General features: G+C 60.4%; 11 protein-coding genes and 1 pseudogene. 7 read left to right on the forward strand and 5 right to left on the reverse strand.

Annotated elements, in window-relative coordinates; all coding sequences use genetic code 11:
* Nucleotides 1–52 precede the first annotated feature (52 nt).
* Nucleotides 53–973: a histone deacetylase family protein gene (locus PMA3_RS02900; RefSeq protein ID WP_064675764.1), complete on the reverse strand. Its 921-nt coding sequence runs from the start codon at nucleotides 971–973 to the stop codon at nucleotides 53–55.
* Between the two features lie 84 nt (nucleotides 974–1,057).
* On the opposite strand from PMA3_RS02900, the gene PMA3_RS02905 reads away from it, so the two are divergent.
* The 3 genes from PMA3_RS02905 to PMA3_RS02915 all read left to right on the forward strand — a co-directional run bounded on the left by PMA3_RS02905 (nucleotide 1,058) and on the right by PMA3_RS02915 (nucleotide 3,191).
* The gene (locus PMA3_RS02905) at nucleotides 1,058–1,627 is read left to right on the forward strand and encodes a GNAT family N-acetyltransferase (protein WP_064675765.1); all 570 of its coding nucleotides are present in this window, start codon (nucleotides 1,058–1,060) and stop codon (nucleotides 1,625–1,627) included.
* A 104-nt stretch (nucleotides 1,628–1,731) separates the two neighbouring features.
* Nucleotides 1,732–2,601, forward strand: coding sequence for an acyl-CoA thioesterase II (tesB, locus tag PMA3_RS02910; protein WP_064675766.1), 870 nt, complete (start codon nucleotides 1,732–1,734; stop codon nucleotides 2,599–2,601).
* Complete coding sequence (locus PMA3_RS02915) at nucleotides 2,598–3,191, forward strand: HAD family hydrolase (protein WP_064675767.1); 594 nt, start codon at nucleotides 2,598–2,600, stop codon at nucleotides 3,189–3,191. Before tesB ends, PMA3_RS02915 begins: the two co-directional genes overlap by 4 nt.
* Nucleotides 3,192–3,361: 170 nt before the next feature.
* Here the strand turns inward: PMA3_RS02915 and PMA3_RS02920 are convergent, their stop codons facing one another.
* From PMA3_RS02920 to ypfJ (PMA3_RS02930), 3 genes are all read right to left on the reverse strand, one after another.
* Nucleotides 3,362–4,321, reverse strand: coding sequence for an alpha/beta hydrolase (locus PMA3_RS02920; protein ID WP_064675768.1), 960 nt, complete (start codon nucleotides 4,319–4,321; stop codon nucleotides 3,362–3,364).
* Nucleotides 4,321–5,211, reverse strand: a complete 891-nt coding sequence (gene ypfJ / locus PMA3_RS02925; protein ID WP_064675769.1) for a KPN_02809 family neutral zinc metallopeptidase — start codon at nucleotides 5,209–5,211, stop codon at nucleotides 4,321–4,323. The genes PMA3_RS02920 and ypfJ (PMA3_RS02925) overlap by 1 nt, the downstream gene beginning before the upstream one ends.
* A 149-nt stretch (nucleotides 5,212–5,360) precedes the next feature.
* Nucleotides 5,361–6,227, reverse strand: a complete 867-nt coding sequence (gene ypfJ, locus PMA3_RS02930; RefSeq protein WP_064675770.1) for a KPN_02809 family neutral zinc metallopeptidase — start codon at nucleotides 6,225–6,227, stop codon at nucleotides 5,361–5,363.
* Nucleotides 6,228–6,445: 218 nt separating this feature from the next.
* Between ypfJ (PMA3_RS02930) and PMA3_RS02935 the strand changes: the two genes are divergently transcribed.
* The 3 genes and pseudogenes from PMA3_RS02935 (at nucleotide 6,446) to PMA3_RS02940 (ending at nucleotide 8,434) form a co-directional block, all read left to right on the forward strand.
* Nucleotides 6,446–7,222 carry an IclR family transcriptional regulator gene (locus PMA3_RS02935; protein ID WP_064675771.1) on the forward strand — a complete coding sequence of 259 codons (777 nt, stop codon included), beginning with the start codon at nucleotides 6,446–6,448 and terminating at the stop codon, nucleotides 7,220–7,222.
* A 106-nt stretch (nucleotides 7,223–7,328) separates the two neighbouring features.
* Nucleotides 7,329–7,460 (forward strand): annotated as a pseudogene (locus tag PMA3_RS31465) (sugar phosphate isomerase/epimerase); the annotation flags it as partial.
* Nucleotides 7,461–7,555: 95 nt separating this feature from the next.
* Nucleotides 7,556–8,434 carry a DMT family transporter gene (locus PMA3_RS02940; protein WP_064675772.1) on the forward strand — a complete coding sequence of 293 codons (879 nt, stop codon included), beginning with the start codon at nucleotides 7,556–7,558 and terminating at the stop codon, nucleotides 8,432–8,434.
* A 135-nt stretch (nucleotides 8,435–8,569) separates the two neighbouring features.
* On the opposite strand, the gene PMA3_RS02945 is transcribed toward PMA3_RS02940, so the two are convergent.
* Nucleotides 8,570–9,904, reverse strand: a complete 1,335-nt coding sequence (locus tag PMA3_RS02945) for an MFS transporter (protein ID WP_064675773.1) — start codon at nucleotides 9,902–9,904, stop codon at nucleotides 8,570–8,572.
* Between the two features lie 571 nt (nucleotides 9,905–10,475).
* Between PMA3_RS02945 and quiC the strand changes: the two genes are divergently transcribed.
* Nucleotides 10,476–12,377 (forward strand): 3-dehydroshikimate dehydratase QuiC, encoded by a 1,902-nt coding sequence (gene quiC / locus PMA3_RS02950; RefSeq protein WP_064675774.1) that lies wholly within the window; start codon nucleotides 10,476–10,478, stop codon nucleotides 12,375–12,377.
* The last annotated feature ends 45 nt before the right edge of the window (nucleotides 12,378–12,422 follow it).

Below are 12,422 nucleotides of genomic sequence, written 5' to 3' on the forward strand. Positions count from 1 at the left end.
CTCAGGTTATCCACAGGCGGTTCCACAGCCATTGTGGGTAAAGGCCCACACCTCAATGACAACCTGATGACTGCCAGACCCTTTGGGCGCTGTGATGCAGGATCCCATGACGGCGCGCCAAAGCCTTGCGGTCCTTGCTGTAGCCGCCACCAATTACCCCGACCACTGGAATATCCCGGCCCAGGCAATGCCGCATCACGCTTTCATCGCGAGCGGCGACCCCTTCGTCTGTCAGCTTCAGGTAGCCGAGTGCGTCATCCTTGTGCACATCGACGCCGGCGTCATACAGCACCAGATCAGGCCGGTAGAGCGGCAGCAAATAGTTGAGCGCATCGTCCACGACCTTCAGGTAATCGACGTCGCCCATGCCCATCGGCAGGGGAATGTCCCAATCGCTTTCAGCCTTGCGTGCAGGAAAATTCTTTTCGCAGTGCAGGGAAACGGTGATGGCCTCCGGCGTGTTGTGCAGGATTCGTGCAGTCCCGTCACCCTGATGCACATCGCAGTCGAAGATCAGCACCCGATTCACACGACCACTTTCCAGGAGGAAATGGCTGATCACCGCCAGGTCATTGAAAATGCAGAACCCGGCGGGATGGTCGTAGTGTGCATGGTGGGTGCCGCCCGCCAGATGACAGGCCAAGCCATGTTCCAGCGCCTGCTCGGCCGCCAGCAGGGAACCGCCAACCGCCCGCACCGTGCGCCGGGCCAGGGCTTCGCTCCAGGGCAGGCCGAGACGCCGCTGGTCTTCGCGGGACAACTCGCCGCCCATGTAGCGTTCGATATACGCAGGGTCATGAGCGAGGGCGAGAATCTCTGGCGGGCAGAGCTCCGGGCGCAGCAGGTCGGTGTCCCGGGTCAGTCCGCTGTCCACCAGGTGATCGCGCAGCAGGCGAAACTTGTCCATGGGGAAGCGGTGATCCGCCGGGAACTCGGGGCTGTAGTCTTCGTGGTAGATCAACGGCAGGGGCATGACTGATTATCTGGCAAGGCATGTAGGAACGAATGAAGGATCCTACCAGCGATCTAGACTTGCGGCATGGGAAAGGGAGATGCGATGGAGCCGATACTGCAACTCGAGAGCGCGCGACTGTTGTTGCGGCAATGGCGTGACGAAGATTTGCCAGCGTTTGCGGCGATGTGCGCCGATCCGCAGGTGATGCGCTATTTTCCGGCACCCTTGAGTCGACTGCAAAGTGCTGCGCTGATCGGACGGATTCGGGGGCACTTTGCCGAGCATGGTTTCGGTCTCTGGGCGCTGGAGCGCAAGGACACCGGCGCCTTTATCGGGTTTACCGGCTTGGGGGTGGTCGGCTTCGACGCGCCATTTACCCCTGCCACCGAAATCGGCTGGCGCCTGGCTCGGGAGCATTGGGGCCTGGGCTACGCCAGTGAAGCGGCGTGGACCGCTCTGCGCTGCGGCTTTGACCGGTTGGCGCTGGATGAAGTCGTGTCCTTCACCACTGATACCAATATGCCTTCGCAAAAGGTCATGCAGGCTATCGGCATGCACCATGATTCAGCCGATGATTTCGAGCATCCGAAACTCGCATGCGATCATCCCCTGCGTCACCATGTTCTTTATCGCATCACCCGTGAGCAATGGCTGCAAACCTTGCATGGATAAGCTGGCACGGACGTTTACAATGGCCTGATAGGCCCTTGGCCGGAAATTGAATCGACCGCCGCAGCCAAGACTGCGCGGCATTGCGTTATGTGAGGAGCGTCTGAATGAGCCAAGTGTTGGATGATCTGGTCGACTTGCTGACCCTGGAGCCGATCGAAGAAAACCTGTTTCGTGGTCGTAGCCAGGACCTGGGTTTTCGTCAGCTGTTTGGTGGCCAGGTGCTCGGTCAGTCGCTGTCGGCGGCCAGCCAGACCGTTGAAGAAGCGCGCCATGTGCATTCGATGCACGGTTATTTCCTGCGTCCGGGCGATGCCGGGTTGCCGGTGGTGTATCAGGTTGACCGGGTGCGTGACGGCGGCAGCTTCAGCACGCGTCGGGTCACGGCGATCCAGAAGGGCAACCCGATCTTCACCTGCAGTGCTTCGTTTCAGTACGACGAAGAAGGTTTCCAGCACCAGAGCGAGATGCCGACTGTGGTCGGTCCGGAAAACCTGCCGTCGGAACTGGAACTCACCCAGCAGCGCGCGCACCTGATCCCTGAACACATGCGTGAAAAATTGCTGTGCCCGAAACCGATCGAGTTCCGGCCGGTAACCGAGGAAGATCCCTACAACCCGCATCCGTCCGATCCGGTCAAGTACGTCTGGTTTCGCGCCGACGGTGCCTTGGCCGATTCCCCGGCGCTGCATAAATACCTGCTGGCCTACGCCTCGGACTTCGGTCTGCTGACCACCTCGATGCAGCCCCATGGCAAGTCGGTCTGGCACAAGGATATGCAGGTGGCCAGCCTCGATCACGCCCTGTGGTTCCATGCCGATCTGCGCGCCGATGACTGGTTGCTGTACGCGATGGACAGCCCGTGGGCGGGCAATTCCCGTGGCTTTTCCCGTGGCAGCGTGTTCAATCGCGCCGGGCAACTGGTGGCTTCGGTCACCCAGGAAGGCCTGATTCGTCACCGCAAGGATTGGGCATGAACCTGGCCGAGGTGCGGCACTGGGTGTTCGACATGGACGGCACCCTGACAGTGGCGGTGCATGACTTCGCGGCAATCCGCGTGGCGTTGGCGATCCCTGCCGAAGACGACATCCTGACCCACCTCGCCGCGCTGCCGGCCGATGAGGCGGCGGCCAAGCATGCCTGGTTGCTGGAACACGAACGCGACCTGGCGTTGGGTTCGACAGCGGCGCCGGGTGCGGTGGCGCTGGTGCGAGAGCTGGCCGGACGGGGTTATCGCCTGGGCATTCTCACGCGCAATGCCCGTGAGCTGGCGCACGTCACGCTGGAGGCGATCGGTCTGGCCGACTGCTTCGCGGTGGAGGATGTCCTGGGCCGCGATGAAGCGCCACCCAAGCCTCATCCGGGCGGTTTGCTGAAACTGGCCGAGGCCTGGAACGTACCGGCGAGCGAGATGGTGATGGTTGGTGACTACCGCTTCGATCTGGATTGCGGCCGCGCGGCCGGGGCGCGGACGGTGCTGGTGAATCTGCCGGATAATCCGTGGCCGGAGTTGACTGATTGGCATGCGGTGGATTGTGGGGTGTTGCGGCAAATGCTTTCGGCTTGAGGAAATGGGTACCTGATCCACCGCCATCGCGGGCAAGTCGAATCGTCGCACCGCCGCTCCCACAGTGTCCGTGGCGGCCACAGGTTTTGTGTTCGACACGGACATTGTGGGAGCGGCGGTGCGACGATTCGACTTGCCCGCGAAGGCGTCAGATCAGACACCACAAAAACTCACTGACCGAACAATGCCTTTTGCCCCTCAGGCGAATTGAACATCCCATCCCCATCATGCCCAACCCCGGGCACTTCGATCAGCTGCTGACTCATCCCCTGAGGATACAGCCGCTTCAGATACTCAAAATAATAGCGCCCGCGAGCCAATCGATTCGGCCCCTGGGCTTTTGCCTCACACCGTTTATCCAGCGCCGGATGATTGGGGTCGGTGTCCTGCTGCCCCAGTAGATAAACGATGTCACGCTGGGCGTAGCTTTCCTTCAACTGTGCAGGCGTTCGCCCCTCGGCATAGGCGGGTAGATCCGCCAGCCCGTACTTCCAGCGATTGAAATCCGGGCAACCGGCATGACTGAACGCCACGGGCCGACGTTCATCGAAGTACGCATAAGAAGACGGATTGGCGACGACGTAACGCACCTGCACGCCAGCCGCCTTGAGCTCGGGCTGATCGTGGCCGAGCAAGGCATAGCGCTGAACCACTTGGGCGCCACCGGAGTGACCGACGATAACGACCTGCTTCACATCGGGAAACTGTAGACGATCGCCGATTCGGGCGACGACTTCGTCGAGTGCAGCGTAAGCGCTCAGGTTAAACGGAGCGGTGGACACGCCGCCAGCCATCCAGTCATTGCCTTTCCAGCGCAATACGCTGTCAGCCACAGGGTGAAGTGCGATGTCGGACTCATTGAGAAACTGGGGGGCAATCACCAGGGTGGTCGCGCTTTGTCCTGTCTGTTCAGCCGCGCGTTCCGCAGTCTGGCGATAGGTTTCGGCATTGCGCTGGCGGCCATGGATGATGATCAACACCCGTTCGATCTTCGTCGGTGCCGGGCCGATGCCCACTGCGATCTCACCCGAGGTCAACAGCAGGCGACCGGGGCTGAGTTCCTTGACCCCATGCTCGGCAGCCTGGGTACTTGCGCAGGTGAACAGCAGGGCCAGCAGCCACGTTTTCATCACAGGTTTTTCGCAGCAAAGGTATCGCACTGGCCGACCTGGCCCTGGGCGAATCCGGTTTTGAACCAGCGCACTCTTTGCGCCGACGTACCATGGGTGAACGAGTCCGGCACCACGCGACCCTGGCCTTGCTGTTGCAGGCGGTCGTCGCCAATGGCGTTGGCGGCGTTCAAGGCTTCTTCGATATCGCCCGGTTCCAGCCAGTTCAGGCGTTGCTGGGCATTATGGGCCCAGACCCCGGCCAGGCAATCGGCCTGGAGTTCCTGGCGCACCAGCAAACCACCGTCGCCTTCCATTTGCCGACCTTGTTGGCGAGCGGTCTGAATTTTCGCCGATACGCCAAGCAAGGTCTGCACGTGGTGTCCGACTTCGTGAGCGATCACGTAGGCCTGCGCGAAATCCCCCGCCGCGGAAAAGCGTTGCGACATCTCCTGAAAGAAACTCATGTCCAGGTACACCTTCTGATCCGCCGGGCAATAAAACGGACCGGTCGCCGAAGTCGCCAGGCCGCATGCCGAGTTGACGCGGTTGCTGAACAGTATCAGGGTCGGGTCCTTATATTGACGGTCGGCCTGCTGGAAAATCTGCCGCCAGGTGTCTTCGGTATCGCCAAGGATCGAGCGCACGAATTCGGCCCCTTCATCATTGGCCGGTGGCGCCTTGCGGGTTTGCGTCGGAGCCGGCGCCGATTGTTCGCTCATCTGCCCGGTGAGCTGCCCGAGGATCTGCATGGGGTCCTGGCCAGTGAGCCAGCCGATCCCGACGATCAGCACGATCGCCGTCAGGCTCAGGCCCTTGCCGCCACCGAAACGCATCCCGCCACCACCGCCGACATCATCGCCCCGGGCATCGACCACGTTGTCGCTGCGTCGACCTTTTTTCCATAGCATGTGGGGGGTCCTCTTTTCTTGCATGATAAAGACGCGTGGGGTGAGTGTTGCTGGTGAGTGAGAGCGGCGCCAGTCCGGTCGTCAGACAGCCTTGAGCGGCGCCGGTTCTGTGCAGGCGGTGACTTTAGCCTCTTCGTTGACGGATCGGGTTAAAGGTCCTCGGCGGCGAAGGTGTCGCAAGCGTCGGTCCGGCCGGTGGCGAAACCGGTTTTGAACCAGTTCGCGCGCTGCTGCGAAGTGCCGTGACTGAACGTCTCCGGGCGGGGTACGTCATTTGCGGAGCGTTGCAGGTAGTCGTCCCCGAACACTGCCGCGGCATGCAAGGCGGCTTCGATATCGCCAGGTTCCATCCAGTCCAGGCGTTGTTGCGCATGGTGCGCCCAGACGCCGGCCAGGCAATCGGCCTGCAACTCCGCACGCACTTCCAGGCCGCCATCGCCGGTGACGGGTCGCTGGTCCAGCAAGGCCTTCTCGAAGGGTTCGGACAGTCCCAGCTCGATTTGCACGTGATGGCCGATTTCGTGGGCGATGATGTAAGCCCGCGCGAAGTCACCGACCACTGCAAACTCCTGCTCCAGCTCGGCGAAGAACGCCAGGTCGAGGTACAGCTGCTGGTTGCCCGGACAGTAGAACGGACCACTGGCAGTGCTGGCGTAACCGCATCCCGAGACCACGCCATTGTCGAACAGCGTCAGCGTGGGCTCCGGATAATGCCGTCCCGTCTGGGCAAAAAGTTGTTTCCAGGTGTCTTCGGTGTCGCCCAGGACTGACTGGACGAATTTCAGTTGCAGGTCCTCGCTGTCAGTCGAAAGGGCAACGTCGGGCGGGTTCAGGGTGTTGGAAGAGGTGAGGAGGGCCTCGTCCGGTGTCGTACCCAGTGTCGAATAAAGTCCTGCGCTGGCCAGTGCGACGACGGCCAGTCCGGCGCCCAGGGTTTTCCGTGTAAGTGTGCGGGCATCCTTGCCCTTGCGAGTGTCATTCACGTTGTCGCTACGTCTAGCCTTGTTCCATAACATGGTTGCGGTCTCTCATTGATTGTGGGGCGTGTGTCGCCGAATCCATGAATAACTGCATTGGCAAAGATTTGTGGGTGAAATGTGTAAGGGTTGGTAAGGCCGTAGTCGTCGCGACGCATCGGACGGGCAAAGCGTGCGGTTATCGCACTGCTAGTTCCAGATTTGGTGTTGGGTGGTTTGTATTTTAGAATCGGACACATTTTGCGGGGGAGCCTCCCATGGCCGGCAGTCAGATCGAACGTGTTTTCAGTGTGTTGGAAAGCCTTACCAGCGACCCTCGCGGTGTGCCGATGCAAACGCTGGCAGAGGAGCTGGATATCCCCAAAAGCGCGACCCATCGTCTGCTCGCCGAACTCATACGGCTGGGCTACGTGCGGCAGAATCCGGAGAACTTGCGTTATCACCTGTCCACCAAACTGGTGGCCATGGGCTTCCGTTATCTGTCGAGCAGTGGTGCCGATATCGTGCAGCCGGTGCTCGATCGCCTGGCTCAGGAAACCGGTGAACTGGTGCGCCTTGGTGTCATCGAAGGTGAGCGACAGACCTGGATCGCAAAATCCCAAGGTGCCCGTTCCGGTCTGCGATACGACCCGGACATGGGTCGTGATGCGCCACTGTTTTATACCGCGTCGGGGCATGCGTGGCTGGCGAGCATGAGCGATGCCGAAGCCTTGTCTTTAGTGGAGCGCCAGGGCAGTGACCGCCCTGAAGAATCGGGGCCGAACGCACCGCGCTCCAACATCGAGTTGCTGGAGCGGCTGCGGCTGGCGCGGGAACAGGGTTATGCCTGGGTCGAGGAGAGTTCGGCGGTGGGGACGTCGGCGATTGCGGCGGTGGTAAGGCACCCGGGCGATGGGCGGGTGATCGGGGTGTTGAGTATTGCCGGTCCGAGTGCGCGGATGCCGGGGGCGCGTTTGCATGAGCTGGCGCCGTTGTTGTTGAAGTACGCCGAGGAGTTGGCCGCGGCGAGTCAGGCGTCCGAGTTGTTCAGTTAACCTGGCCACGCCGCTCCTGCATTTGATTTCCAACGCCCGGATATGTGCGTTGTTCGAACACTTTCGATCCTTATTAGCGTAAGAATCTGGAACCTGGTTCTAAAATATGACGGTAATGCCGTTGTCACCGCCGGAAATGGTCGAGGGCGCGGCACGAGCAGGCTACAGTCATGTCGGAATGCGGCTGGTTCCGGCGACACCTGAAGAGCATCACTTTGCGCTGGTAGTCGATGATGAAGCCACGCTCCCACAGGTATGCAGCAACCTGTAGGAACCTGCGCCGCGGCGATCCGACTTGCCCGCAAAGCTTTTGACTTTAAGTAAGGACACCCAATGACCCTCAGCACCCCGCTTTCCGGCGTCAATCAGCCCTTCAAGGGGATCATGCTGATCGTTGTCGCGACCTTTCTGTTTTCCAGCCATGACGCGTTGTCGAAATTTCTTTCAGGGTTCTACCCGATCATCATGGTGGTCTGGGCCCGATATCTGGTTCACACCTTGTTGATGGCCGGGATTTTTCTGCCGCAATCCGGGTTGAGTGTCCTGCGAACCAGGCGGCCGTTATTGCAGTTGCTCAGGGCATTGTGCCTGCTGGGCACCAGTTTGTTTTTCACCACCGGTTTGCAGTACATCCCTCTGGCCGAAGCCACGGCAGTCAACTTTCTTGCCCCGGTACTGGTGACCGCACTGTCGGTGCCGTTGCTGGGCGAGCACGTCACCCGTGGCCAATGGATCGCGGTGATATGCGGATTTATCGGCGTTGTGATCATTGTCCACCCCGGTGGGGATCTGTTCACGCCAGCCGTGTTGTTGCCGCTCTGCTCGGCGCTGTTTTTCTGCTTCTATCAATTGCTCACCCGCAAGCTCAGTAGTATCGACAGCCCCACCACCAGCAACTTCTTCGCCGGCCTGTGCAACACCCTGGTGATGAGCGCGCTGGTGCCGTTCTTCTGGCAAGTGCCGAGCCTTGGGCATGGTTTCATGATGGTGGCACTGGGGGCTTGCGGGATGACGGCGCATCTGTTTCTGACCCAGGCTTTCCGTTACGCCGCACCCGCCCTGCTGGCGCCGTTCGGCTATTGTCAGATTGTCTTTGCCGGGTTGCTGGGCTGGTTGCTGTTTGCCCACACGCCGACCCTGACCACCGTGATCGGGATCGCGGTCATTTGCTGCAGCGGGTTGGCGGCGGCCTGGCAACAGAGTCGTCGGTAATACGGCGAACGACCTTTGTAGGAGCGAGCTTGCTCGCGATGGTTGTCAACGATAACGCTGCAAGCCTGACACCCCGCGGCGTTCTCAAGTCCATCGCGAGCAAGCTCGCTCCTACAGGGGGATTGCGTCGGACTTTTAATCAGTGACGGTAGGAATCTTGCGCGGCGCCATGAAATACATCCAGATCAGCGCGATGAAGTACATCGCCGGAATCATGGTGAACAGCACGGTGTAATTGTTGTTGGTGATGGTCAGGATGTGGCCGACCAGTTGGGTCATGAACATCCCGCCGATGGCGGCGCACATGCCGCCGAAACCGAATACCGTACTCATCATGTGCTTGGGCGTGTAGTCCATGACCAGGCTCCAGATGTTCGCCGTCCAGGCCTGGTGCGCACCGATGGCCAGGGAAATGGCGGCCACGGCAACCCACAGATTGCTGGAGCCTGCCGCCATGATCACGCCGATGATGCAGCAGGCGAACAGGAACATGGACAGCAGTCGCGCCTTGATCGGGTTCATTCCGCGGCCAATCAGGAACGAGGAGAGTATTCCGCCGCCGACGCTGCCGAAGTCGGCGGTCAGGTAGATGATGATCAGCGGGATACCCATCTGGGTCACGTTGATCCCCAGGTTGTATTGCTGATTCAGGAACGGCGGCAGCCAGTAGAGGTAGAACCAGAACACCGGCGCGGTCATCGAGTAGGCGAGAGCGAAGGCCCAGGTGCCACGCATGCGCAGGATTCTCGAGAACGGCACGCGGGTCTGTTCCGGTTCGACTTCGTTCTGGATGTAGTCCAGTTCCGATTGTTTAACGCTTGGGTGATCCTCCGGGTTGAAGTACTTCAAGCCCCAGAACACCAACCAGATGCCGCCCAGTGACGCCATGCACAGGAACGCTGCCTGCCAGCCCCACACTTGGAGGATCAGCGGCAACAGCATCGGCGTGAACATCGCACCGACGTTGGTGCCGGCATTGAAGATGCCGGTGGCCACGGCGCGTTCGCCGGCCGGGAACCACAACCGCGTGGTTTTCACGCAGGCCGGATAGTTGGCGGCTTCGGTCAGGCCCAGGATGAAGCGGCAGACCATGAAACCGACCGCCGATGTGGCCAGGCCATGAGCACCCGTGGCCAGGCTCCAGAGCAATACCGCGCAGAAGAACACACGCTTCACGCCGACCCGGTCGATCAACCGGCCTTGCAGCACGAAACCGATGGCATAACCGACCTGGAACCAGAAGTTGATGTTGGCGTAGTCCATCGCCGTCCAGCTCATTTCCTTGGCCAGGATCGGCTGCATCACGCCCAGTGCGGCGCGGTCGATGTAGTTAAGGGTGGTGGCGAAAAACACCAGCGCCAGCATGCCCCAACGGGTTTTGCCGACCGCCATGGCGCCGCGGATCTTGTCGCCGATGCCGCCGGCGGTGCCGATGGCCGGAGCCATGCGTGAACTCTGAGAAGGAATCATCTGTGCCATCCGTTCAATGACTGACAAGCGAAGCTCGTCGGGACTTCAAAGGCGCGTGATCAATCGGGGGCGATAGACGCGGGGCGATTGATCGGCTGAGTTGCTTTGGTCGGCTGACGAAAGCGCGTTATTCAGCGAGCGGCACGGTAGGCCTGAGACGCGAGGGGTTCGGATGAATGCCAGGCAGGGCGTGTGGGCGTTTGAGCGAGGGATCAAGGCGTGTGAATGAGCGCATGAGCGTGTACCCGTTTTTTTGAAATTTTTATGTGGTGTTCAGGGTCTTCTGGTGACTGAGACCGGGGTCATGACCGGACTCAATGTGATGTCGATGTTGCGCATTGGACAAAAAATCGTCAATTCGCTAACAGCCATTGTGTTCGATAATCGCACGCAAAACTAACTGGGTAGTACACTTTAAATTGCTGTGTGGGATCGCACAGCCAATAATTCACTGTAGGAGCCCGGCTTGCCGGCGATGGCGGCCGAACATCGCCATCGCCGGCAAGCCGGGCTCCTAAAGAAAGCGAGTGATGCCTCTAACAAAATAGTCTCCACCACCGGGAGTCGAAACATGCAGCGTTCCATTGCCACCGTGTCCTTGAGCGGTACCCTGCCGGAGAAACTCGAAGCCATTGCCGCCGCCGGTTTTGATGGTGTGGAGATTTTCGAGAACGACCTTCTCTACTACGACGGCAGCCCGCGGGAGATCAGGCAGATGTGCGCCGATCTCGGGATCGCCATCACCCTGTTTCAACCGTTCCGGGATTTCGAGGGCTGCCGCCGCGACCGGCTGCCGCGCAATCTGGAACGGGCCGAGCGCAAGTTCGACTTGATGCAGGAACTGGGTACCGACCTGGTGCTGGTGTGCAGCAACGCTTCGGCCGAGTCCATCGGTGATGAACAGATTCTCGTCGACGACTTGCGCCTGCTGGCGGAACACGCCGGCGCCCGTGGCCTGCGGATTGGCTACGAAGCACTGGCCTGGGGCCGGCATGTGAACACCTGGCAACAGGTGTGGAACATCGTCCGTCAGGCGGATCACCCGAATCTGGGCGTGTTGCTGGACAGTTTCCATACGCTCTCGCTCAAGGGCGATCCGAGCGCGATCGCCGACATTCCCGGCGACAAGATTTTCTTTGTGCAAATGGCCGACGCACCGATCCTGGCCATGGACGTGTTGGAGTGGAGCCGGCATTTCCGTTGTTTCCCGGGCCAGGGCGAATTCGATTTGCCAGGTTTCCTCGCGCCAATCATCAAGAGTGGCTACACCGGGCCGTTGTCGCTGGAGATCTTCAACGATGGTTTTCGCGCTGCCCCGCCCCGGGCCAACGCCGCCGACGGCCTGCGCTCCTTGCTGTACCTGGAGGAGAAAACCCGCGAGCGTCTGGCGCAGGAAGCCAATCCCCCGGCCAACCTCGATATCCTGTTCGAGACGCCCACAGCCTGCGAATACAACGGCATCGAATTTCTCGAGTTCGCGGTGGACGAAAGCCTTGGGGCCAAGCTATCCCATTGGCTGGAGCGACTCGGTTTCGTCAAGGCCGGGCAACACCGCTCCAAGAGTGTGAGTCTGTTGCGCCAGGGCGATATCAACTTGATCCTCAACTCCGAGCCTTATTCGTTCGCCCACAGCTTTTTCGAAGCTCATGGTCCCTCGCTGTGCGCCACCGCTGTGCGCGTCAAGGACAGCGCCAGCGCGCTGGCCCGGGCCGTGGCTTACAAAGGTCAGCCCTATCGCGGTCTGGTCGGCCCCAACGAACTGGAGCTGGCCGCCGTACGTGCGCCGGACGGGAGCCTGATTTATCTGGTCGACCAGCACGCCGACGTCTATGGCACCGACTTCAATCTGCAGCCAGCCGCCGCGTCCAGCGGCGGTCTCAAGCGCATCGACCACATGGCCATGGCGTTGCCGGCCGACAGCCTCGACAGCTGGGTGCTGTTCTATAAGAGCCTGCTGGATTTCGAAGCGGATGATGAAGTGGTGCTGCCCGACCCCTATGGCCTGGTGAAGAGCCGGGCGTTGCGCAGCCGCTGCAGCTCGATCCGCTTGCCGCTGAATATTTCCGAGAACCGCAATACCGCGATTTCACACGCGCTATCGAGCTATCGCGGCTCGGGCGTGCACCATATCGCGTTTGATTGCGACAATATCTTTGCCGAGGTCAGTCGTGCGAAGGAGGCAGGCGTACCGTTGCTGGATATCCCCCTCAATTATTACGATGACCTGGCCGCGCGCTTCGATTTCGACGACGAATTCCTCAGCGAGCTGGCGTATTACAACGTGCTTTACGATCGCGATGCCCAGGGCGGTGAGCTGTTCCATGTGTACACTGAACCCTTTGAAGGGCGGTTCTTCTTTGAAATCATCCAGCGCAAGAATGGCTACGCCGGCTATGGTGCAGCCAACGTGGCGGTTCGGCTGGCAGCCATGGCCAAATCCCGCAGCGGTGCCATCCGTCAGGCAAAGTTGTAGGAAATTGGTAAACATGGGGTTAAACCGCTGCCGCGCGGCTTCCTT

It is taken from the genome of Pseudomonas silesiensis (assembly GCF_001661075.1).
GTDB lineage: Bacteria > Pseudomonadota > Gammaproteobacteria > Pseudomonadales > Pseudomonadaceae > Aquipseudomonas > Aquipseudomonas silesiensis.